The sequence below is a fragment of the Pseudomonas marginalis genome (assembly GCF_024169655.1).
Classification (GTDB): domain Bacteria; phylum Pseudomonadota; class Gammaproteobacteria; order Pseudomonadales; family Pseudomonadaceae; genus Aquipseudomonas; species Aquipseudomonas paraveronii.
Genome location: NZ_JALJWV010000001.1, coordinates 5855963 through 5877909 on the forward strand (window position 1 = coordinate 5855963; position 21947 = coordinate 5877909).

25 protein-coding genes are annotated in these 21947 nt (G+C 62.3%); 14 read left to right on the forward strand and 11 right to left on the reverse strand.

Annotated elements, in window-relative coordinates; all coding sequences use genetic code 11:
• The first annotated feature begins 5 nt into the window (after positions 1 to 5).
• From J2Y83_RS27105 to J2Y83_RS27120, 4 genes are read left to right on the forward strand one after another with little or no spacing between them, the layout of a single operon-like run.
• A complete protein-coding gene (locus J2Y83_RS27105) occupies positions 6 to 440 on the forward strand; it encodes a DUF4426 domain-containing protein (protein WP_253399936.1) in 435 nt (144 codons plus the stop codon).
• On the forward strand, positions 437 to 1033 hold the full coding sequence (gene rdgB, locus J2Y83_RS27110) for an RdgB/HAM1 family non-canonical purine NTP pyrophosphatase (protein ID WP_253399938.1): 597 nt from the start codon (positions 437 to 439) through the stop codon (positions 1031 to 1033). Before J2Y83_RS27105 ends, rdgB begins: the two co-directional genes overlap by 4 nt.
• Complete coding sequence (gene hemW, locus J2Y83_RS27115; protein ID WP_253399939.1) at positions 1030 to 2232, forward strand: radical SAM family heme chaperone HemW; 1203 nt, start codon at positions 1030 to 1032, stop codon at positions 2230 to 2232. Before rdgB ends, hemW begins: the two co-directional genes overlap by 4 nt.
• Before the next feature lie 19 nt (positions 2233 to 2251).
• Positions 2252 to 2575 carry a DUF3392 domain-containing protein gene (locus tag J2Y83_RS27120; protein ID WP_003176691.1) on the forward strand — a complete coding sequence of 108 codons (324 nt, stop codon included), beginning with the start codon at positions 2252 to 2254 and terminating at the stop codon, positions 2573 to 2575.
• Positions 2576 to 2732: 157 nt separating this feature from the next.
• Here the strand turns inward: J2Y83_RS27120 and trmB are convergent, their stop codons facing one another.
• The 4 genes from trmB to J2Y83_RS27140 form a co-directional block, all read right to left on the reverse strand.
• The gene (trmB, locus tag J2Y83_RS27125) at positions 2733 to 3458 is read right to left on the reverse strand and encodes a tRNA (guanosine(46)-N7)-methyltransferase TrmB (protein ID WP_253399940.1); all 726 of its coding nucleotides are present in this window, start codon (positions 3456 to 3458) and stop codon (positions 2733 to 2735) included.
• 9 nt (positions 3459 to 3467) lie between these two features.
• The gene (locus J2Y83_RS27130) at positions 3468 to 4262 is read right to left on the reverse strand and encodes a thiazole synthase (protein ID WP_017845016.1); all 795 of its coding nucleotides are present in this window, start codon (positions 4260 to 4262) and stop codon (positions 3468 to 3470) included.
• Between the two features lie 49 nt (positions 4263 to 4311).
• Positions 4312 to 4512 carry a sulfur carrier protein ThiS gene (gene thiS, locus J2Y83_RS27135; RefSeq protein WP_253399942.1) on the reverse strand — a complete coding sequence of 67 codons (201 nt, stop codon included), beginning with the start codon at positions 4510 to 4512 and terminating at the stop codon, positions 4312 to 4314.
• A gap of 70 nt (positions 4513 to 4582) precedes the next feature.
• Positions 4583 to 4963 (reverse strand): DUF423 domain-containing protein, encoded by a 381-nt coding sequence (locus J2Y83_RS27140; protein ID WP_017845018.1) that lies wholly within the window; start codon positions 4961 to 4963, stop codon positions 4583 to 4585.
• Positions 4964 to 5037: 74 nt separating this feature from the next.
• Between J2Y83_RS27140 and mtgA the strand changes: the two genes are divergently transcribed.
• Positions 5038 to 5760 (forward strand): monofunctional biosynthetic peptidoglycan transglycosylase, encoded by a 723-nt coding sequence (gene mtgA, locus J2Y83_RS27145; protein WP_253399944.1) that lies wholly within the window; start codon positions 5038 to 5040, stop codon positions 5758 to 5760.
• Between the two features lie 109 nt (positions 5761 to 5869).
• Here mtgA and rpoH read toward each other — a convergent pair whose 3' ends face one another.
• From rpoH to ftsY, 4 genes are all read right to left on the reverse strand, one after another.
• Positions 5870 to 6724 carry an RNA polymerase sigma factor RpoH gene (rpoH, locus tag J2Y83_RS27150; RefSeq protein WP_169376087.1) on the reverse strand — a complete coding sequence of 285 codons (855 nt, stop codon included), beginning with the start codon at positions 6722 to 6724 and terminating at the stop codon, positions 5870 to 5872.
• A 129-nt stretch (positions 6725 to 6853) separates the two neighbouring features.
• A complete protein-coding gene (ftsX, locus tag J2Y83_RS27155; RefSeq protein WP_253399946.1) occupies positions 6854 to 7876 on the reverse strand; it encodes a permease-like cell division protein FtsX in 1023 nt (340 codons plus the stop codon).
• Complete coding sequence (gene ftsE / locus J2Y83_RS27160; RefSeq protein ID WP_247400282.1) at positions 7873 to 8544, reverse strand: cell division ATP-binding protein FtsE; 672 nt, start codon at positions 8542 to 8544, stop codon at positions 7873 to 7875. The genes ftsX and ftsE overlap by 4 nt, the downstream gene beginning before the upstream one ends.
• Positions 8541 to 9851 (reverse strand): signal recognition particle-docking protein FtsY, encoded by a 1311-nt coding sequence (ftsY, locus tag J2Y83_RS27165; protein WP_253399947.1) that lies wholly within the window; start codon positions 9849 to 9851, stop codon positions 8541 to 8543. Before ftsY ends, ftsE begins: the two co-directional genes overlap by 4 nt.
• A 341-nt stretch (positions 9852 to 10192) precedes the next feature.
• Here ftsY and J2Y83_RS27170 point away from each other — a divergent pair, with 341 nt between their 5' ends.
• From J2Y83_RS27170 to J2Y83_RS27185, 4 genes are read left to right on the forward strand one after another with little or no spacing between them, the layout of a single operon-like run.
• On the forward strand, positions 10193 to 11548 hold the full coding sequence (locus tag J2Y83_RS27170) for a M16 family metallopeptidase (RefSeq protein ID WP_253399949.1): 1356 nt from the start codon (positions 10193 to 10195) through the stop codon (positions 11546 to 11548).
• Entirely contained in the window at positions 11541 to 13028 is a 1488-nt protein-coding gene (locus tag J2Y83_RS27175; protein WP_253399951.1) for a M16 family metallopeptidase, read from the forward strand. The genes J2Y83_RS27170 and J2Y83_RS27175 overlap by 8 nt, the downstream gene beginning before the upstream one ends.
• On the forward strand, positions 13028 to 13645 hold the full coding sequence (rsmD, locus tag J2Y83_RS27180) for a 16S rRNA (guanine(966)-N(2))-methyltransferase RsmD (RefSeq protein WP_253399953.1): 618 nt from the start codon (positions 13028 to 13030) through the stop codon (positions 13643 to 13645). The genes J2Y83_RS27175 and rsmD overlap by 1 nt, the downstream gene beginning before the upstream one ends.
• 60 nt (positions 13646 to 13705) lie before the next feature.
• Positions 13706 to 14701: a hydrolase gene (locus J2Y83_RS27185; protein ID WP_253399955.1), complete on the forward strand. Its 996-nt coding sequence runs from the start codon at positions 13706 to 13708 to the stop codon at positions 14699 to 14701.
• Between the two features lie 27 nt (positions 14702 to 14728).
• Here the strand turns inward: J2Y83_RS27185 and J2Y83_RS27190 are convergent, their stop codons facing one another.
• Positions 14729 to 15583, reverse strand: a complete 855-nt coding sequence (locus tag J2Y83_RS27190; protein ID WP_253399957.1) for a sulfurtransferase — start codon at positions 15581 to 15583, stop codon at positions 14729 to 14731.
• A 33-nt stretch (positions 15584 to 15616) separates the two neighbouring features.
• Positions 15617 to 16288 carry a TetR/AcrR family transcriptional regulator gene (locus J2Y83_RS27195; RefSeq protein WP_253399958.1) on the reverse strand — a complete coding sequence of 224 codons (672 nt, stop codon included), beginning with the start codon at positions 16286 to 16288 and terminating at the stop codon, positions 15617 to 15619.
• 131 nt (positions 16289 to 16419) lie between these two features.
• On the opposite strand from J2Y83_RS27195, the gene J2Y83_RS27200 reads away from it, so the two are divergent.
• The 5 genes from J2Y83_RS27200 (at position 16420) to J2Y83_RS27220 (ending at position 21006) form a co-directional block, all read left to right on the forward strand.
• Positions 16420 to 17862 carry a coniferyl aldehyde dehydrogenase gene (locus tag J2Y83_RS27200; RefSeq protein ID WP_307513704.1) on the forward strand — a complete coding sequence of 481 codons (1443 nt, stop codon included), beginning with the start codon at positions 16420 to 16422 and terminating at the stop codon, positions 17860 to 17862.
• Positions 17863 to 17890: 28 nt separating this feature from the next.
• Positions 17891 to 18436, forward strand: a complete 546-nt coding sequence (locus J2Y83_RS27205) for a twin-arginine translocation pathway signal protein (protein ID WP_253399960.1) — start codon at positions 17891 to 17893, stop codon at positions 18434 to 18436.
• A 36-nt stretch (positions 18437 to 18472) separates the two neighbouring features.
• The gene (locus J2Y83_RS27210) at positions 18473 to 20068 is read left to right on the forward strand and encodes a GMC family oxidoreductase (RefSeq protein WP_253399961.1); all 1596 of its coding nucleotides are present in this window, start codon (positions 18473 to 18475) and stop codon (positions 20066 to 20068) included.
• Between the two features lie 103 nt (positions 20069 to 20171).
• On the forward strand, positions 20172 to 20651 hold the full coding sequence (coaD, locus tag J2Y83_RS27215; RefSeq protein WP_022641651.1) for a pantetheine-phosphate adenylyltransferase: 480 nt from the start codon (positions 20172 to 20174) through the stop codon (positions 20649 to 20651).
• 103 nt (positions 20652 to 20754) lie between these two features.
• Positions 20755 to 21006: a YfhL family 4Fe-4S dicluster ferredoxin gene (locus J2Y83_RS27220; protein WP_247403809.1), complete on the forward strand. Its 252-nt coding sequence runs from the start codon at positions 20755 to 20757 to the stop codon at positions 21004 to 21006.
• Positions 21007 to 21128: 122 nt separating this feature from the next.
• Here J2Y83_RS27220 and mutM read toward each other — a convergent pair whose 3' ends face one another.
• Complete coding sequence (gene mutM / locus J2Y83_RS27225; protein WP_253399962.1) at positions 21129 to 21941, reverse strand: bifunctional DNA-formamidopyrimidine glycosylase/DNA-(apurinic or apyrimidinic site) lyase; 813 nt, start codon at positions 21939 to 21941, stop codon at positions 21129 to 21131.
• Positions 21942 to 21947 lie beyond the last annotated feature (6 nt).

Consider the following 21947-nt stretch of genomic DNA (forward strand, 5'->3'; position numbering starts at 1 on the left):
CGAATATGAGACGCCTGGCTGTATTTCTACTCACCGCGTGCCTGGGCGTCAGCGCCATGGCCGCCGATGCCATCGACAGTAAGCGCCAGAAAGAATTTGGCGATATCACCGTGCACTACAACACCTTCACTTCCAGCTTCCTGCAACCCGAAACGGCCCAGGCTGTCGGCGTGGTACGCAGCAAGAACAAGGGATTGATCAACGTGGCCGTGGTCAAGGGCGTGACGCCCGTGGCCGCGCAAGTGACCGGCACGATCAAGGACCTGAGCGGTAGGAGCGAAATCCTGACGTTCAAACAGATTACCGAGAAAGGTGCGATCTATTACCTCGCGCCCTACAACGTACCGCAACAGGAAGTACGAGTTTTCACCATCAATGTTGAAACCGGCGGCAAGGCCCATGGTTTCCAATTCAACCAGGAACTGTTTCCGGCAGAATGATGAACCTGACTCAACTCGTGCTGGCCAGCCATAACGCCGGCAAACTCAAAGAACTCCAGGCCATGCTCGGCGAGTCCGTGCAACTGCGCTCGATCGGCGAGTTCAGCCAGGTCGAGCCGGAAGAGACCGGCCTGTCGTTCGTCGAAAACGCGATCCTCAAAGCGCGCAACGCCGCACGCCTCTCCGGCCTGCCGGCGCTGGCGGACGACTCGGGCCTGGCGGTGGACTTCCTCGGCGGCGCCCCCGGCATCTACTCGGCGCGTTATGCCGACGGTAAAGGCGACGCGGCGAACAACGCCAAGCTGCTCGACGCCCTCAAGGACGTGCCGGATGCCGAGCGCGGCGCGCAGTTCGTCTGTGTGCTGGCCCTGGTGCGGCATGCCGATGATCCGCTGCCGATCCTCTGCGAAGGCCTGTGGCACGGGCGCATCCTGCATGCGGCCAGCGGCGCGCATGGGTTTGGCTACGACCCGCTGTTTTGGGTGCCGGAGCGCAATGTCTCCAGCGCCGAACTGAGCCCGGCCGACAAAAACCAGATCAGCCACCGCGCCCGCGCCATGGCTTTGCTGCGCCAGCGCCTGAGCTTGAAATGACCGAGAACACCTCTGCGCAGCCGCTGATCCACGGCGGCGCGCAAACACCCCGTGCGGCCCTGCCCCAATTGCCGCCCCTGGCGCTGTACATCCACATCCCGTGGTGCGTGCGCAAATGCCCTTATTGCGACTTCAACTCCCACACCGCCAGCCCGGCGTTGCCGGAAGAAGAGTACGTCGACGCGCTGCTGGCCGACCTCGATCAGGACCTACACGCCGTTTATGGTCGGGAGCTGAGCTCGATCTTCTTCGGTGGCGGCACGCCGAGCCTGTTCAGTGCCGCCGCGCTGGGCCGCCTGCTCAAGGGTGTACAAGCGCGCATCCCGTTTGCCGACGACATCGAGATCACCCTGGAAGCCAACCCGGGGACGTTCGAGCAAGAGAAATTCGTGGCTTACCGCAAGCTGGGAATCAATCGCCTGTCCATCGGCATCCAGAGCTTCCAGCAGGAAAAACTCGAAGCCCTGGGCCGCATCCACAATGGCGATGAAGCCGTGCGCGCCGCCGGTATGGCGCGCCAGGCCGGGTTCGACAACTTCAACCTGGACCTGATGCACGGTTTGCCCGATCAGTCCCTGGACGACGCCCTGAGCGACCTGCGCCAGGCCATCGCGCTCAAGCCGACGCATTTATCGTGGTACCAACTGACCCTGGAACCCAACACCGTCTTCTGGAACCAACCGCCGACGCTGCCGGAAGACGACACCCTGTGGGATATCCAGGAAGCCGGTCAGGCGCTGCTGGCCGAACACGGTTACGCGCAATATGAAGTCTCGGCTTATGCGCAACCGGGGCGTGCGGCGCGACATAACCTCAATTACTGGAGTTTTGGGGACTTTATCGGCATCGGTGCCGGCGCCCACGGCAAACTCAGCCACCCGGACGGGCGCATCGTCCGTACCTGGAAGACCCGCGCACCGAAGGACTACCTAAACCCGGACAAAAGTTTCCTGGCCGGCGCGAAGGAACTGACCAACGAAGAGCTGCCGTTCGAGTTCCTGATGAACGCCCTGCGCCTCACCGAAGGCGTCGACGCCAGGCTCTACGCCGAACGCACCGGGCTGACCCCGACGAGCCTCGCGCAAGGCCGCACCGAAGCAGAACAAAGTGGCTTAATGCAGGTCGAACCGTCACGCCTGGCGGCGACCGGCCGCGGGCAACTCTTTCTCAATGACCTGCTGCAGAAGTTTTTGAGCTGATCGCTCTTAAGGAAATCGAATGGATTTGGTACTCGACCTGCTCGCCACCGTGTCCCGCTGGAGCCGCAGCAACCTGTCGGAAATCTCCCTGGCCCTCGTCGGCTGCCTGTTGGTGCTGTTCGGCGCCGATATCAAAGGCTGGGTCGAAGCCCGCCTGGGCAGCATCGCCGGCGCCTTGCGCGTACCGTTGATGGCCCTGCTGTGCATGATCGGCAGCGGCGCGGCGCTGATCTACGCCACCCCGTGGATTGTGCGGGGGTTGAGCCAGTTCAATAACTACAGCCTGGCGCCGGTATTGGTGGTGGTGCTGGTATTGATCGGCGTCGTCGCCGACCGCCGCTGATCCCAAACCCAACACAGATACAAATGTGGGAGGGGGCTTGCCCCCGATAGCGGTGGGTCAGCCATAGAGTGGTTGACTGACACTCTGCTATCGGGGGCAAGTCGAATCGTCGCACCGCCCCTCCCACATTTTTATCGCATTCCAAGCCAATGACTTGTCAGTCGACTTTCTCGAACTTCAAATCCCACACCCCATGCCCCAACCGCTCGCCGCGGCGTTCGAACTTGGTGATCGGGCGCTCCGTCGGGCGTGGCACGCATTTGCCGTCTTCGGCCAGGTTGCGGTAGCCGGGGGCGACGTTCATCACTTCCAGCATGTATTCCGCGTAGGGTTCCCAGTCGGTGGCCATGTGCAGGATGCCGCCGACTTTCAGCTTGCTACGCACCAACTCGGCGAAGGACGCCTGGACGATGCGGCGCTTGTGGTGACGGCTTTTGTGCCATGGGTCCGGGAAAAACAGCATCAGGCGGTCGAGGCTGTTGTCGGCGATGCAGCGGTTGAGCACTTCAATCGCGTCGCAGTCGTACACCCGCAGGTTGGTCAACCCCTGAGTCAGTACGCCATTGAGCAGCGCGCCGACACCCGGGCGGTGGACTTCCACACCGATGAAATCCTGTTCCGGTGCGGCGGCGGCCATTTCCAGCAGGGAGTGGCCCATGCCGAAGCCGATTTCCAGGGAGCGCGAGGCCGAACGGCCGAACACTTGGTCATAGTCCACCGGCGCATCGGCCAGGGGCAGGACGAACAGCGGCGTGCCTTGCTCCAGGCCCTTTTGCTGGCCTTCGGTCATGCGACCGGCGCGCATCACAAAACTCTTGATGCGGCGGTGCTTGGACTCGTCGCCCTGTTCCACGGTGTTCGGCGTTTCGTTTGATTCAGTCATCAATGGCTCTTACTTGATCAGACCATCCAGCGGCGAGGAGGCGCTGGCGTAGAGTTTTTTCGGCATGCGCCCGGCGAGGTAGGCCAGGCGGCCCGCGACGATGGCGTGTTTCATGGCTTCGGCCATCATGATCGGCTGTTGGGCATTGGCGATGGCCGAATTCATCAGCACCGCTTCGCAGCCCAGTTCCATGGCGATGGTGGCGTCGGAGGCAGTGCCCACGCCGGCATCCACCAGCACCGGGATCTTGGCTTCTTCGAGGATGATCTGCAGGTTGTACGGGTTGCAGATCCCAAGGCCAGTGCCGATCAGCCCGGCCAGCGGCATCACGGCAATGCAGCCGATTTCGGCCAGTTGGCGAGCGATGATCGGGTCATCGCTGGTGTAGACCATCACGTCGAAGCCTTCCTTGACCAGGGTTTCGGCGGCCTTGAGGGTTTCGATCACGTTGGGGAACAGGGTTTTCTGGTCGGCCAGCACTTCCAGCTTCACCAGGTTGTGGCCGTCAAGCAGCTCACGGGCCAGGCGGCAGGTGCGCACGGCTTCGATGGCGTCGTAGCAACCAGCGGTGTTCGGCAGGATGGTGTAGCGGTCCGGCGGCAAGATATCCAGCAGGTTCGGTTCGCCCGGGTTCTGGCCGATGTTGGTGCGGCGCACGGCCACGGTCACGATCTCGGCGCCCGAGGCTTCGATGGCCAGGCGGGTTTCTTCCATATCGCGATACTTGCCGGTGCCGACCAGCAGACGGGACTGGTAGGTACGACCGGCCAGGACGAAGGGCTTGTCGCTACGAACGATGCTCATGGGAAATCCTCGATAGGGGGATGAGGTTCTGCAGAATTCAGACGGGCGACTAGCCGCCGCCGATGGCTTGGACCACTTCGACCCGATCACCCTCGGTGAGCGCGGTCTCGGCGTGTTGGCTACGCGGGACGATATCCTGGTTGAGTTCCACTGCGACGCGACGCCCGGTCAGGTCCAGACGGGTCAGCAGGGCCGCGACTGTGCCGCCGTCGGGCAGTTCATAGGGTTCGCCGTTCAACTGAATGTGCATGCCATGGGCCGCCATCGTTTTTAGGGGCAAGCATTCTAGCCCGATTGGGGCCGGAGGTCAGCTCCAAGCGTCAGGCGGCCTGTTGCAAACGCCAGGCGGCCAGCCCCAACAAGAACCAGCCCAGCAGGAAGGCCAGGCCGCCAAATGGCGTGATGATACCGAGCTTGCTGATGCCGGTCATCGTCAGCACGTACAGGCTGCCGGAGAACAGCAGGATGCCGACGACAAACGACACACCCGCCCACGTGACCAGGCGCCCAGGCAGGTGCGCGGCGAGCAGCGCCACGCCGAACAGCGCCAGGGTGTGGACCAATTGGTAGGTCACGCCGGTATGGAAAATCGCCAGGTACTCGGCGCTCAGGCGGTTTTTCAGGCCGTGGGCGGCGAACGCACCGAGAGCGACACCGGTGAAGCCGAAAAAGGCAGCCAACATCAGAAAGCCACGCAGCATGAGGAACTCCAGTCAGACTCATTGGGCAGGGTCTGTATAATGGCCCGCTCAACGGGTTCGGCCAAGCCATCTCTATGCTGCGTGTCCTCTTCAATCGTTTTCTCAAAGCCGTGAAATGGTTTGCCATCGGCAGCGTGCTGCTGGTGCTGCTGTTTCGTGTCGTACCGCCGCCGTTCACCGCGCTGATGGTGGAGCGCAAGATCGAGTCCTGGTTTGACGGCGAGCCGATTGACCTGCAGCGCACCTGGGTGCCGTGGGATGAGATCTCCGACGACCTCAAAGTGGCGGTGATGGCGGGTGAAGACCAGCGCTTTCCCCAGCATTGGGGCTTCGATTTCGGCGCGATCCAGGCGGCGATCCTGCATAACGAGCGCGGCGGCTCGATCCGTGGCGCCAGTACGCTGAGCCAGCAGGTGTCGAAGAACCTGTTCCTGTGGGCCGGCCGCAGTTATCTGCGCAAAGGCCTGGAGGCCTGGTTTACCGGGCTGATCGAAGTACTGTGGCCCAAGCAGCGGATTCTTGAGGTGTACCTCAACAGCGTGGAATGGGATGAAGGGGTGTTCGGTGCGCAAGCGGCGGCGCAGCATCACTTTGGGGTGAGTGCCAAGGGACTTTCTCGGCAGCAGGCCAGCTACCTGGCGGCGGTGCTGCCCAATCCGCGAGTGTGGAGCGCTAGCCATCCGACGGCCTATGTGGCGCGGCGGGCAGCGTGGATTCGCCAGCAGATGGGCCAGCTAGGTGGGGATGGTTACTTGATGGAGCTGAACAACTCGCGCAAGGCGCCCTGGTCCAACTGACACAACACAGAAATAAATGTGGGAGGGGGCTTGCCCCCGATAGCTGAGTGTCAGTCGACATCAAGGTGACTGATCCATTGCTATCGGGGGCAAGCCCCCTCCCACAGTTTTAAGCGGCGATCGACAGCTTCAGCTTGTTCATCGCGCTTTTCTCAAGCTGACGAATCCGCTCGGCCGACACGTTGTACTTCTGCGCCAAGTCGTGCAGCGTGGCTTTTTCTTCGGCCAGCCAGCGCTGGTAGAGGATGTCACGGCTGCGGTCGTCCAGCACTTCCAGCGCTTCGTGCAGGTTGTGGTTGGAGTTGTCGCTCCAATCGGCATCTTCGAGTTGACGCGCCGGGTCGTACCGGTGGTCTTCCAGATAGTTGGCCGGCGATTGGAAGGCGCTGTCGTCGTCCGCTTCAGCGGCCGGGTCGAAGGCCATGTCATGGCCGGTCAGGCGGCTTTCCATCTCGCGCACTTCACGCGGTTCCACACCGAGGCTTTCGGCCACGCGGTGGACTTCCTCGTTGTTCAGCCACGCCAGGCGTTTTTTCTGGCTGCGCAGGTTGAAGAACAGCTTGCGCTGGGCCTTGGTGGTCGCGACTTTCACGATGCGCCAGTTGCGCAGGATGAACTCGTGGATTTCCGCCTTGATCCAATGCACGGCGAACGACACCAGGCGCACACCCATTTCCGGGTTGAAGCGCTTCACAGCCTTCATCAGGCCGACGTTGCCTTCCTGGATCAGGTCTGCCTGGGCCAGGCCGTAGCCGCTATAACTACGGGCGATATGTACGACAAAACGCAGGTGGGCGAGCACCATCTGCCGAGCCGCCCCCAAATCCTGCTCATAATAGAGACTCTCGGCCAGTTCACGCTCCTGCTCCGGCGTCAGCAATGGAATGCTGTTAACCGTATGCACATAAGCCTCAAGGTTCGCACCCGGGGCCAAGGCATAGACAGGTTGCAAAGAAGTGGTCATACGAAAAAACCTCCGACTCACATAACTCGTGCAGTTCAGCACTGCGAAAATTGACCGGGAACCGTAAGACAAGTTCCCTAAACCACTGATACGGTCAATACAAACGAAACCACATTAATCTGACATTAACTACTTCGGTGCCAGCTCACGTAAATGCCGTGCGACCGCAATCCAAGCACCGATATACCCCAACAAGACCGCGCCAAGCAAGAGCGACAGACCATCGGCGACCGGCACTCCGGCCAGGGCGAAATCACTGCCGTACAAGCCGGCCAGCCCGATGACTGCGTCGTTCAGCCAGTCCAGGCCGAACGCCAATAAACCCCAGGACAAAATCCCCGCACCGAAGCCATAAAGCGCGCCCATGTACAGAAAAGGCCGACGCACATAGCTGTCCGTGCCGCCGACCAGTTTAATCACTTCTATCTCGGTGCGGCGGTTTTCAATATGAAGACGAATGGTATTACCTATCACCAAAAGTAATGCAGACACCAACAATACCGTCAGGCCGAACACAAAGCGGTCACCCAGCTTGAGAATCGCCGCCAGGCGCTCCACCCAGACTAGATCAAGTTGCGCCTGTTGCACCTTGGGCATCTCTGCGAGTTTTTGTCGCAGGGCTTCCAGCGCTGGCTTGTCGACTTCATTGGGCGTCACCAGCACCACGCCCGGCAGTGGGTTCTGCGGCAGCTCTTTGAGCGCCTCACCCAAGCCCGACTGTTGCTGGAATTCCTCAAGGGCCTGATCGCGGCTGATGTACTCGGCATCCGCCACGCCCGGCAGGTTCTTGATCTCTTCGCGCAAGGCCTCGCCATCTTTGGCGCTGGCATCCAGGTTCAGGTACAGCGAAATCTGCGCTGCGCGCTGCCAGGAACCGCCAAGGCGCTCCACATTATTAAGCAGCAGTGACAAGCCCATCGGCAGGCTCAAGGCCACGGCCATCACCATGCAGGTGAAAAAGCTGCCGATTGGTTGCTTGCCCAGGCGGCGCAGGCTGTCGAGCAGGCTGGCACGGTGGTTTTCAACCCAGGCGCGCAGCAGCGTGGCGAAGTCCGGGCCATCGTCTTCGTCGTGTTTTTTCTTTTTCGGTTGCGGGTCGGCCGGTTTCGGCGCCACGCGCTCGGAAACCTTGGGGCTGCGTGTCGCACTCATACGCCGGCCTCCCCGTCACCGATCAGGCGACCGCGTTGCAGGGTCAGCATGCGATGGCGCATACGCGCGATCAGTGCCAGGTCGTGACTGGCGATCAGCACGCTGGTGCCCAGACGATTGATGTCTTCGAACACGCCCATGATCTCGGCCGCCAGGCGCGGGTCGAGGTTACCGGTGGGTTCGTCCGCCAGCAGCAAGGCCGGGCGGTGGACGATGGCGCGGGCAATGCCGACGCGCTGTTGCTGGCCGGTGGACAGGTCGCCGGGATAGAGGTCAGTCTTGTCCGACAGCGCCACGCGCTCCAGGGCCGAGTCCACACGCTTGATGATTTCGGCCTTGGACAGCCCGAGGATCTGCAACGGCAACGCAATGTTATTGAACACCGTGCGATCGAACAGCAACTGGTGGTTCTGGAACACCACGCCGATCTGGCGGCGCAGGAACGGAATCTGCGAATTGCTGATGGTGGCCAGGTCCTGGCCGGCCAGCAGCAGTTTGCCGGTGGTCGGGCGTTCCATGGCCAGCAGCAGGCGCAACAGGGTACTTTTGCCGGCACCCGAATGGCCGGTGACAAACAAGAATTCGCCGCGACGCACTCGAAAGCTCAGCTCATGCAAGCCGACATGCCCGTTGGCGTAGCGCTTACCGACCTGTTCGAATCGAATCATGAACGCTCCCGCTCGGCAAACAGTGCCTGGACAAAGGGTTCGGCTTCAAAGGTGCGCAGGTCGTCGATACCTTCACCGACGCCGATATACCGAATCGGCAACCCGAACTGCTTGGCCAGGGCGAAGATCACGCCGCCCTTGGCCGTGCCGTCGAGCTTAGTCAATGCCAGGCCGGTCAGTTGCACCGTCTGGTGGAATTGTTTGGCCTGGCTGATGGCGTTCTGGCCCGTACCGGCGTCGAGCACCAGCAAGACTTCGTGCGGAGCCTCGCCGTCGAGCTTGCCGATCACGCGGCGCACTTTCTTCAGTTCTTCCATCAGATTGTCTTTGGTGTGCAGGCGACCGGCGGTATCGGCGATCAGCACATCAATGTTACGGGCCTTGGCGGCTTGCACGGCATCGAAGATCACCGAAGCGGAATCGGCGCCGGTGTGCTGGGCGATGACCGGGATCTTGTTGCGCTCACCCCAGACCTGCAGCTGCTCGACGGCGGCGGCGCGGAAGGTGTCGCCGGCGGCGAGCATGACTTTCTTGCCTTCCAGTTGCAGCTTCTTGGCCAGTTTTCCGATGGTCGTGGTCTTGCCGGCGCCGTTGACGCCGACTACCAGGATCACGAACGGTTTTTTCGGAGTGATCACCAGCGGCGCTTCGACCGGCTTGAGCATCGCGGCCAGCTCGGCCTGCAGGGATTTGTACAGCGCATCGGCGTCGGTCAACTGCTTGCGCGCGACCTTCTGGGTCAGGCTCTGGATGATCACGGCGGTGGCTTCGACGCCCACGTCGGCGGTCAGCAGGCGAGTCTCGATGTCTTCCAGCAGTTCGTCATCGATGGTCTTTTTGCCCAGGAACAGGCTGGCCATGCCTTCGCCGATGGTCGCGCTGGTTTTGCTCAGGCCTTGCTTGAGGCGGGCGAAGAACCCGGTTTTGCTCGGTTCGGCGGCAACAACGGGCTCGGCAGGCGGCTCGATCACGGTGGGCGCGGCGACCACAACAGGCGCGGGAGTCGGCTCGACCGCCACCGGTTCAACCAGCGGAATCGGCGGCGTCACATGCTCGGCCTGCACATCGTCGACCAGTGCCACGGGCTCTTCGGCCACCGGCAGTTCCAGCCACGGCTTGTGCTCGGGCTCGGCTTGCACCACCGGCGCCGGCGGTGCGGCGTCTACGACGGGCTCAGGGATCGGCTCAGATTGAACCTGCGGCTGTTCGACGACGGTTTCCTGCGGCTTTTTGCGCAGCCATCCGAACAGGCCTTTTTTCTCGCCAGCCGCAGCTGGGCTCTTCTTGTCGTCGTTGGAACCAAACATGGAGGACGGCTATCTCAAGGTAGCGACGCGCCAAGGGCGCCTCGGTAAATAAAAATTCGATGCAGAACAGACTGTTTTAACGCCCGCTCGTTCATGCGCAACATTTTGTAAGGCGTAAATAAGCGCCTCAACAAATCGATTCAATATGGAATTGAAGCGACAACATCGGCGAAAAGCTGAAGATTGTCGGGGAAAACCGTAGCAAACCTCAAAATTCCTACAACTGAATCCAGAACGGTATGACGACCGCAGTGGCCGTCCCCAAATCGGATCAGTATCCTAGCACCTCCTCGCCCGCCGACGCTAAGACCAAGCGGGCAGCCCAACAGGTTTAAAAACGAATGAATGCTCTAGCCCGCCGCGCCGCAGGCCTGCTGCTCAGCACAGTTTGTCTGCCCCTCTCAGCCTTGGCTGCCGACCCACAACCCACCCATGAATTCACCCTGGATAACGGCCTCAAAGTGGTCGTGCGCGAAGATCATCGCGCGCCGGTGGTGGTTTCCCAGGTCTGGTACAAAGTCGGTTCGAGCTACGAAACCCCGGGCCAGACCGGCTTGTCCCACGCCCTGGAACACATGATGTTCAAGGGCAGCGCCAAGGTCGGCCCCGGCGAAGCCTCGCTGATCCTGCGCGACCTGGGCGCCGAAGAAAACGCCTTCACCAGCGACGACTACACCGCCTATTACCAGGTGCTGGCGCGTGACCGCCTGGGTGTCGCCTTCGAACTCGAAGCCGACCGCATGGCCAGCCTGCGCCTGCCGGCCGACGAGTTCAGCCGCGAGATCGAGGTAATCAAGGAAGAACGCCGCCTGCGCACCGACGACAACCCGATGTCCAAGGCCTTCGAGCGCTTCAAGGCCATGGCCTTCCCGGCCAGCGGCTACCACACGCCGACCATCGGCTGGATGGCCGACCTGGAACGCATGAAGGTCGAAGAGCTGCGCCACTGGTACCAGTCCTGGTATGTGCCGAACAACGCCACCCTGGTAGTCGTGGGCGACGTGACCCCGGACGAGGTGAAGAACCTGGCCCAGCGCTACTTCGGCCCAATCCCCAAGCGTGATGTGCCGCCGGCCAAGATCCCGCTGGAACTGGCCGAGCCCGGCGAGCGCTTGCTGACCATGCATGTGCAAACCCAACTGCCGAGCGTGATCCTGGGCTTCAACGTGCCCGGCCTGGCCACCGCGCCAGACAAACGCTCGGTACAAGCCCTGCGCCTGATCTCGGCCCTGCTCGATGGCGGCTACAGCGCCCGTATTTCGGAACAGTTGGAACGCGGTGAAGAGCTGGTATCCGCCGCCTCCACCCACTACGACGCCTACACCCGCGGTGACAGCCTGTTCACCCTGAGCGCCACGCCGAACCAGCAGAAGAAAAAGACCATCGCCCAAGCCGAAGCCGGCCTGTGGCGGCTGCTGGAGGAACTCAAAGCCAAGCCGCCGACCGCCGAAGAGCTGGAGCGTATCCGCGCTCAGGTCATCGCCGGCTTGGTCTACCAGCGTGATTCCATCACCAGCCAGGCCACCGCCATCGGCTCCCTGGAAACCGTCGGCCTGTCCTGGAAACTGATGGACACCGAACTGGCCGACCTGCAAAGCGTGACCCCGGACGATATCCAGAAGGCCGCACGTACTTACTTCACCCGCGAACGTCTCAGCGTCGCCCATGTCCTGCCTGAGGAGACCGCTCATGAGTGATCGCAAACGCAGCCTGATCCTGCCCGGCCTGATCGCCGTCACCTTGATCGCGGCGAGCGCCGTGTACTTCCTGCGCCCCAGCGAATCCGTCGCCAGCCCGGCCCTGGAAAAAGCCCAGTCGGCCAACACGCTGCAATCCCTGGCGGAACTGGACGGCAAGGCGCCGACCAACCGCAAGCTCGACGTGCAAACCTGGAACACCGCCGAAGGCGCCAAGGTGCTGTTCGTCGAAGCCCACGAATTGCCGATGTTCGACATGCGCATCCTGTTCGCCGCCGGCAGCAGCCAGGACGGCGACGTCCCGGGCGTGGCGCTGATGACCAACGCCATGCTCAACGAAGGCGTGCCAGGCAAGAATGTGAGCCAGATCGCCAGCGGCTTTGAAGGCCTCGGTGCAGACTTTGGCAATGGCGCTTTCCGCGACATGGCACTGGTCTCCCTGCGCGGTCTGAGCGACAGCGACAAGCGCGACGCCGCCCTGGCGCTGTTTGACCAGGTGATCGGCAAACCGACCTTCCCCGCCGACTCCCTGGCGCGCATCAAGAACCAGATCCTCGCCGGCTTTGAGTACCAGAAGCAGAACCCCGGCAAACTGGCGAGCCTGGAGCTGTTCAAGCGCCTGTACGGCGACCACCCGTATGCTCACCCGAGCGAAGGCACGGCCGAGAGCGTTCCGAAGATCACCCAGGCACAGTTGCAGGCATTCCACGCCAAGGCATATGCCGCGGGTAACGCGGTGATTGCTGTGGTGGGCGACCTGACCCGCGCCGAGGCCGAAGCCATGACCGCCAAGGTCTCTGCATCACTGCCCAAAGGCCCGGCCCTGGCGAAGATCGCCCAGCCGACCGAGCCCAAGGCCGGCTTGAGCCATATCGAGTTCCCATCCAAGCAGACGCACCTGCTGTTCGCCCAACTGGGCATCGATCGCACCGACCCGGACTACGCCGCCCTGTCCCTGGGCAACCAGATCCTCGGCGGCGGTGGCTTCGGCACCCGCTTGATGAGTGAAGTCCGCGAGAAGCGCGGCCTGACCTACGGCGTCTACTCCGGCTTCTCACCGATGCAGGTGCGCGGCCCGTTCATGATCAACCTGCAGACCCGCGCGGAAATGAGCGGCGGCACCCTGCGCCTGGTGGAAGAGGTGCTGGCCGACTACCTCAAGACCGGCCCGACGCAAAAGGAGCTGGATGACGCCAAGCGCGAGCTGAGCGGCAGCTTCCCGCTGTCCACCGCAAGCAACGCCGATATCGTCGGGCAGCTGGGCGCCATGGGTTTCTACAACCTGCCGCTGAGCTATCTGGAAGATTTCATGAAACAATCCCAGGCCCTGACCGTAGAACAGGTCAAAGCGGCTTTGAACAAACACCTGAGCGCCGACAAGATGGTCATCGTGACCGCCGGCCCGACGACTGCGCAAAAGCCACTACCGCCCCCCACTGATAAACCTGCCGAGCAGCCGCTCGGGGTTCCGGAGCATTAATGGCCAGTTCATCTCGCCCGAAAAAACCTGTCCACAACGTGCATAACGGTGTGGGCCAACTGCGCATCATTGGCGGTGAATGGGGCAGCCGCAAGCTCAGCTTCCCCGACGTCGTGGGCCTGCGCCCAACGCCGGATCGCGTGCGTGAAACCCTGTTCAACTGGCTGGCGCCGTACATCGCCGGGGCCAAGGTACTCGACCCGTTTGCCGGCAGCGGCGCGCTGTTCCTCGAGGCGTTGTCCCGTGGCGCGGCCCAGGCACAGGCGCTGGATGCCAGCAATGTGGCGGTGTCCAGCCTCAAGGAACACCTGGGCACCCTGCGCTGCACCAACGGCCAGGTGCAGACCGCCGACGCGTTGCGCTACCTGGAAACCCAGGCCGCCAGCGAATACGACGTGGTGTTCCTCGACCCGCCGTTCAACCAGAACCTGCTGCCGACCGTGTGCGCGTTGCTGGAAGAGCGCCAATGGCTGGCGCCGGACGCGTGGATCTACACTGAAAGCGAAAGTGCGCCATCCAGCCTGGGCCTGCCCGGGAGCTGGCGCCTGCACCGGGAACAGAAATCCGGGCGGGTGTATTACGCGCTGTGGCAGCGCTCGGTACAGCCAGCGGCCTAAACCTGTGGCGAGCGGGCTTGCTCGCTCGCCACAGTGTGTTCGCGTGCCACAGAGAGTGTCATGACCCCTTCTTCAGACCTGTTCAAACCCGCCTTCGGCCTCGGCAATCCACACCTGCAAACGCTGTGGGGCCCGCTGTGGCGCCCCACGACGCACCTTGAGCGCCCACGCGAACGCCTATGGCTGGACGACGGTGACTTTCTCGACCTCGACTGGCATGGCCCCCATGACGCACTTGCGCCGCTGGTACTGGTGCTGCATGGGCTGACCGGCTCGTCCAATTCGCCTTACGTGGCCGGCCTGCAAAAAGCCCTCGCCGCCCAAGGCTGGGCCAGTGCAGCCTTGAACTGGCGCGGTTGCTCAGGCGAGCCAAACCTGCTGGCGCGCAGCTACCACTCGGGCGCCAGCGAAGATTTGGCGGCAGCGATTGCCCATCTGCGCGCCACGCGGCCGTTGGCGCCGCTGTATGCGGTGGGTTATTCCCTCGGCGGCAATGTGCTGCTCAAGCATTTGGGCGAAACCGGCGCGAATTCGGGGCTGCAAGGTGCGGCGGCGGTGTCGGTGCCGTTTCGCCTGGATCAGTGCGCCGATCGCATCGGCCTGGGCTTTTCGCGGGTGTATCAGAAGCACTTCATGCGCGAGATGGTCGCGTATATCCGCGTCAAACAAAGCCGTTTTTTACAGGATGGTCGTGCTGAAGGGCTTAAAACCCTGGAGTCACTCGGGTCTCTGGAGAAGATGCGCACGTTCTGGGACTTCGACGGCCGGGTCACCGCGCCGCTGCATGGTTTCCTGAGTGCCGAAGACTATTACCGCCGCGCGTCGAGCCGTTACTACCTGGGCGATATCCGCACGCCAACCCTGATCATCCACGCGGCCGATGACCCGTTTGTGTTCACCCATAGCCTGCCCGAAGCCAGTGAATTGTCGGATTGCACTGAGTTCGAATTGCTGGCCAAGGGTGGGCATGTGGGGTTTGTCGACGGCTCCCTGAAGCGCCCCGGTTACTACCTGGAGCGGCGGATTCCGCAATGGTTGCTGACACAACCCCGTTAAACCATGTGGGTTTACGCGCCGAACAACTTAGTCGCCGGTCGCGATTTCCCGCGCCGGATCGGTAATCCACTCGCTCCACGATCCCGCATACAACTTGCCCAACGGGTAACCCGCCAGGCTCAGGGCGAACAGGTTATGGCACGCCGTCACGCCCGAACCGCAATACGCCACCAATTCATCCGGCGAACGGCCTTGCAACTGGGCGGCGAAGCGCTGCCTGAGCTGCTCGGCCGGCAGGAAACGCCCGTCGCTGCCGAGGTTTTCGGTGAACGCCGCACATTGCGCACCGGGAATGTGCCCGGCAATCGGATCGATAGGCTCGACATCGCCGCGAAAGCGCGGCTGGGCGCGGGCGTCGATCAGGGTCAGGCCCGGCTGGCCCAGGCGTTTTTGCAACTGCTCGGCATCCAGCAGCAGGCGATTGTCCGGCGCGCCGACCAAGGTGCCGCGCTCGATCACCGGCGCATCCAGACTTAACGGGAAACCGGCTGAATGCCAGGCCTTCAAGCCACCGTCCAGGATAAACACGCCGTCGCGCTTGCCCAGCCAGGCCAGCAACCACCAGGCGCGGGCCGCGTAGGCACCGGGGCCGTCGTCGTAGAGCACCACATCGGTATCGGCATTCACGCCCCAGGCGCGCAATTGCTCGGCCAACGCCTGCGCCTGCGGCAACGGGTGACGCCCGGTCACGCCCTTGGCCACCGGCCCGCTGAGATGACGCTCCAGGTCGGCATATTGCGCGCCCTCGATATGTCCTTCGGCATAGCTGCACAGCCCGTAGTCCGGGTCTTCCAGGGCAAAGCGGCAGTCAAGTAGCACCAGAGCCCCACGTTGTTGGCGCTCGGCCAGTTGCTGGGGGCTGATCAGTTGGGCAAGCGGCATGACGGACTCCTGTGAACAGATTCGGGAAAGACCCTACTTCACTTCTTCCAGTGCCTGGTTCAACGGCACATAAAACTCTTTGAACAGTGCATCCACCTCTTTTTTTGCCTGCGGCGTGACAAACCCCGCCTCCAGCACCAGCACCTGATACACCCCGCGCTTGATCGCTTCGGCGCTCAAATGCGTGGACTTTTCATTGGTGGTACACAAAAACCGCACCCAGGAGGTGAGGATGATCCAGGCATTGAGGGTCAGCGCCTCGGTTTGCACCGGGTCCATATTGAGAATGCCGGCATCGACAAACCCTTGGTAGATAGCACCACCCTGAATCAGGCAACGCTGGGAAAAACGCCGGTAGCCGGTGGCCAATTCCGGGTCGCTCTCCAGCAGGTGTTCGAGGTCACGGTGCAGGAAACGGTAGCGCCACATGCCGGCCAGGACCGCCTGCAGGTAGAAGCGCTTGTCATCCACCACCATGGCGCGACCTTGGGGCGGGCGCAGGAAACTGTCCACCAGGGCTTCGTATTCGCGAAACAGCATGGCGATGATCGCCTGCTTGTTGGGGAAGTGGTAGTACAGGTTGCCCGGCGAAATTTCCATATGGGCGGCAATATGGTTGGTGCTGACACTGCGCTCGCCCTGCTGGTTAAAAAGCTCCAGGCTGGTTTGCACAATGCGCTCGCTGGTCTTTACTCGTGGTGCCATAGGGGATCAGCTTCTGTACACGTGATCGGCCATCTTACGGCCTAACCTTGTCGGGATAAATCCAGTTGTTGCTGCAATGTTATTTGACAATTTAGAGCAATGACTCTAAAAACTCAGGCAGACCAATAACAATCTGGAACTGCGCCATGTCTGCCAACGTTGCTTACCTGCAAAATTCCCAGACACTGGATCAACTCCAGAGCCTGTTCGACGCCCAACGCCGCGCCTATGCCGCCAACCCGATGCCGCCGGCCGCGCAGCGCCAGCAATGGCTCAAGGCCTTGCGCGAAGTGCTCAGCGACGAACGCCAGGCGCTGATCAACGCGATCAGCCAGGACTTCAGCCACCGCAGCCCCGACGAAACCCTGTTCGCCGAACTGATGCCCAGCCTGCATGGCATTCACTATGCGAGCAAACACCTCAAGGGCTGGATGAAACCTTCCCGCCGCGCTGTAGGCATTGCCTTCCAGCCAGCCTCGGCCAAAGTCATCTACCAACCGCTGGGCGTGGTCGGGGTAATCGTGCCCTGGAACTACCCGCTGTACTTGGCCATCGGGCCATTGGTGGGTGCGTTGGCCGCGGGCAACCGGGTGATGCTCAAACTCAGCGAATCGACCCCGGCCACCGGCGAACTGCTCAAGACCCTGCTGGCGAAGGTTTTCCCCGAAGACCTGGTGTGCGTGGTGCTGGGCGAGGCCGAAGTCGGTATCGCGTTTTCCAGCCTGCGCTTCGACCACCTGCTGTTCACCGGCGCCACCAGCGTCGGTAAACATGTGATGCGCGCGGCCGCCGAGCATCTGACCCCGGTCACCCTGGAGCTGGGCGGCAAATCGCCAGCTATTGTTTCCGCCGATGTACCCCTCAAGGACGCCGCCGAACGCATCGCCTTCGGCAAAGCCTTGAACGCCGGGCAAACCTGTGTGGCGCCGGACTACGTGCTGGTGCCGGAAGATCGCGTCGAGGGTTTCGTCGAGGCCTACAGCAAAGCGCTTCGCGGGTTTTACCCGACGCTGGCCGACAACCCGGACTACACCGCCATCATCAACGAGCGGCAACTGGCCCGACTCAATGCCTACGTAAAAGACGCCACCGACAAGGGCGCCACCCTGATCCCTCTGTACGACCAGGGCCAGGCACGCCGCATGGCCCACAGCCTGCTGTTGAATGTCAGCGACGAAATGACGGTGATGCAGGACGAAATCTTCGGCCCGGTACTGCCGATCGTGCCTTATCGCGGCATCGATCAAGCCTTTGCCTACATCAATCAGCGGCCTCGCCCACTGGCCCTGTACTACTTCGGCTACAACAAGCGCGAACAGAACCGCGTACTCCACGAAACCCACTCCGGCGGCGTATGCCTGAACGACACGTTGCTGCATGTGGCTCAGGACGACATGCCCTTCGGCGGCATCGGCCCGTCGGGCATGGGCCACTACCACGGCCATGAAGGGTTCCTCACGTTCAGCAAGGCCAAGGGCGTGCTGGTCAAGCAACGCCTGAACGCCGCGAAGTTGATCTACCCGCCCTACGGCAAAGCAATCCAGAAGTTGATCCAGAAGCTGTTTATCCGCTGATACCGCCACCCTCGGGATAACCATAACAATGAACCCAAGCCTGACTGATTCACCCGCGCTGTCGCGGCGCGGCGTCCTGAAAATCGGCCTGTGCGCCAGCGCCTTCCTGGCCACCGCCGGGCTGGGCGCCAGCCTCAGCGGCTGCTCCAGCAGCACCCCGGCCAGCGGCTTTGCGTTGCTGCGGGCCAGCGATTTGCCGTTTCTGCGCGCGGTGATCCCGGTGTTGCTGGAAGGCGTGGCCAGCGCCCAGGAAGTCGCCAGCGGGATTGAAGACACCCTGAAAAAACTCGACTACAGCCTGCAGCACCTGTCGCCGGAGATGTTCAAGCTCACCCAGCAACTGTTCGACGTGCTGGGCATGGGCATCACCCGCGGCCCACTGACCGGGATCTGGGGCAGTTGGGAAAACGCCAGCGCTGAACAAATCCGCAACTTCCTGCACCGCTGGGAAAACAGCTACCTGAACCTGCTCCGCATGGGCCAGGGCTCGCTGCTCAAACTGGTGATCATGGCCTGGTACTTCCGGCCGGCGTCCTGGGCCCATTGCGGCTACCCCGGACCACCGAAGATCTGATTCGCATCCCCCCAATAAAAACAAGAGACGACCCTGATGCCCGTACCCGATCTGTTCCGCGACGGCCTGGCCCGTGGCTGGAAAACCCACAACGGCGCCGCCCTCGACCGCGACCTGACGCTGGAAGCCGACGTAGCGATCATCGGCAGCGGCGCCGGCGGCGGCACCACCGCCGAAATCCTCAGCGCCGCCGGCTACAAAGTGCTGCTGATCGAAGAAGGCCCGCTCAAGACCAGCAGCGATTTCAAGCTGCTCGAAGACGAGGCCTACGCCAGCCTGTATCAAGAAGGCATCGGCCGCATGAGCAAGGACGGCGCCATCACCATCCTGCAGGGCCGGGCGGTGGGCGGCACCACGCTGATCAACTGGACCTCCAGCTTCCGCACCCCGGACGCCACCCTCAGCCACTGGGCCAGCGAGTATGCGGTCAAGGGCCACAGCAGCGCGGACATGGCGCCGTGGTTCGAAAAAATGGAACAACGCCTGGGCATCGCCCCCTGGGCCATGCCGCCCAATGCCAACAACGACGTGATCCGCAAAGGCTGCGAACAGCTTGGCTACAGCTGGCATGTGATCCCGCGCAACGTGCGCGGCTGCTTCAACCTGGGCTATTGCGGCATGGGTTGCCCGGTCAACGCCAAGCAGTCGATGCTCGTGACCACCATCCCCTCCACCCTGGAGAAAGGCGGCGAGTTGTTGTACCTGGCCCGCGCCGAACGCCTGAAATACAGCGGCGACCGCATCAGCAGCCTGGAATGCGTAGCGATGGACGAACGCTGCGTCGCCCCCACCGGGCGCACCATCACGGTCAAGGCCAAACACTATGTGCTGGCCGGTGGCGGCATCAACAGCCCGGCGCTGCTGATGCGCTCGGCCGCCCCCGACCCGCATTCGCGGCTGGGCAAGCGCACCTTTTTGCATTTGGTGAATTTCTCCGCGGCGCTGTTCGACGAGGTGATCAACCCGTTCTATGGTGCGCCGCAGTCGATCTATTCCGATCACTTCCAATGGCAGGACGGCACCACCGGCAGAATGTCGTACAAGCTGGAGGCACCGCCGCTGCACCCGGCGCTCGCCAGTACGCTGCTCGGCGGCTACGGCACACAAAACGCCCTGGACATGAGCCAATTGCCGCATACCCACGCGATGCTCGCCCTGCTGCGCGACGGCTTCCACCCCGACAGCCCGGGCGGCAGCGTTGAGTTGCGCGGCGACGGCACGCCGGTGCTCGATTATCAGGTTTCGCCTTACGCCTGGGACGGCCTGCGCCGCGCGTTCCACAGCATGGCCGAGATCCAGTTCGCGGCGGGCGCCAAGTCGGTCAAGCCGCTGCATCACGATGCGCGCTACGTGAAGACCCTGGCCGAAGCGCGCAGCCTGATCGACGGCCTCAACCTGGAATTGCACCGCACCTGCCTGGGCAGCGCCCACGTGATGGGCGGCTGCGCCATGGGCGAAGAGCCGAAAAACGCCGTGGCCGACAGCCTCGGCCGCCATCATCAACTGCGCAATCTGTCGATTCATGACGGCTCGCTGTTCCCCACCAGCATTGGCGCCAACCCGCAATTGTCGGTGTACGGATTGACCGCGCAACTGGCGAGCGCATTGGCCGAACGTCTGAAAACAGCATGAAAAAACCGGGTATTTCGCGCGTCTATTCGTATAAGTCGACTTGGCCGACCGGGATGGCTGCGATACCATCCGGTTCCCCAACGGACTCCGCCAGGACGACGCGATGAACCGAGTGTTGTACCCAGGTACCTTCGACCCGATTACCAAAGGCCATGGCGATCTGGTCGAACGCGCCTCGCGCTTGTTCGACCATGTGATCATCGCGGTCGCGGCCAGCCCCAAGAAAAACCCGCTGTTTCCCCTGGAACAGCGCGTGGAGCTGGCGCGTGAGGTCACCAAGCACCTGCCCAACGTAGAAGTGGTGGGTTTCTCGACGCTGCTGGCGCATTTCGCCAAAGAGCAGAACGCCAATGTATTCCTGCGTGGCCTGCGCGCGGTGTCGGACTTCGAATACGAATTCCAACTGGCCAACATGAACCGCCAACTGGCGCCGGACGTGGAAAGCCTGTTCCTCACGCCGTCGGAACGTTATTCGTTCATTTCCTCGACGTTGGTCCGTGAAATCGCCGCTTTGGGCGGAGATATCACCAAGTTCGTGCACCCGGCCGTGGCCGAGGCGCTGACCCTGCGCTTCAAGAAGTAAGACCGCTCACTCGGCGCCCGCTCGCACTGCGGGCGCCAATGCGGCACAATTGCGCGCATTAGTTTTTCAGATGCCTTGGCTGACTGCCCTGGCAGGAGTTTCCATGTCCCTGATCATCACCGACGATTGCATCAACTGCGACGTCTGCGAACCCGAGTGCCCGAACGCCGCGATTTCCCAAGGCGAAGAGATCTACGTGATCGACCCCAACCTCTGCACCCAGTGCGTCGGTCACTACGACGAACCGCAGTGCCAGCAGGTGTGCCCGGTGGATTGCATTCCACTGGATGAAGCGCATCCGGAAACGCAAGAGCAATTGATGGTGAAGTACCGGAAGATTACCGGTAAGGCTTAAGTCTGGTGGCGCCTGTCAGGGCCTCATCGGGGGCAAGCCCCCTCCCACATTTGAATGTATTCACACATCAAAGTGTGGGAGGGGGCTTGCCCCCGATGGCGATATCAGCCATCACACAACAGTCAGCTCTGACACTTCGGGCAAAACACACTCGCCCGCTGCCCCAACACCACACTGCGCAACTCGCTCCCGCAGACCTTGCACGCCTCGCCCCCACGGCCGTAGACGAACAGCTCCTGCTGGAAATACCCCGGCTGCCCGTCGCCGCCGATAAAGTCGCGCAACGTGGTGCCGCCGCGTTCGATGGCGGCCGCCAGAATGCGTTTGATCTCGATCGCCAGCTTCAAATAGCGCCCGCGTGAAATGCCACCCGCCTCGCGGCGTGGATCGATCCCCGCCGCGAACAACGCTTCCGTCGCGTAGATATTGCCCACGCCCACCACCACCGCGTTGTCCATGATGAACGGCTTCACCGCCATCGAACGCCCACGGGACAGTTTGAACAGGCGCTCGCCATCGAACAGCTCGGTCAACGGCTCCGGCCCCAGGCGAATCAGCAATTCGTGGTTGTGCGGGTCCAGGCTCCAGAGCATCGCGCCGAAACGCCGAGGGTCGGTGTAGCGCAGGGCCAGGCCCGACTCCAACTCGATGTCCACATGCTCGTGCTTCGCCGCCGGCAGGCCGACTTCCAGCAGGCGCAGGTTGCCCGACATACCCAGGTGACTGATCAGGGTGCCCACTTCGGCATTGATCAACAGGTATTTGGCCCGCCGCTCCACCAGCACGATGCGCTGCCCGGACAGGCGCACATCGAGGTCTTCCGGGATCGGCCAGCGCAGGCGCCGCTCACGCACTACGACGCGGCTGACCCGCTGGCCTTCCAGGTGCGGCGCAATCCCGCGTCGAGTGGTTTCGACTTCTGGTAACTCGGGCATGTGTAC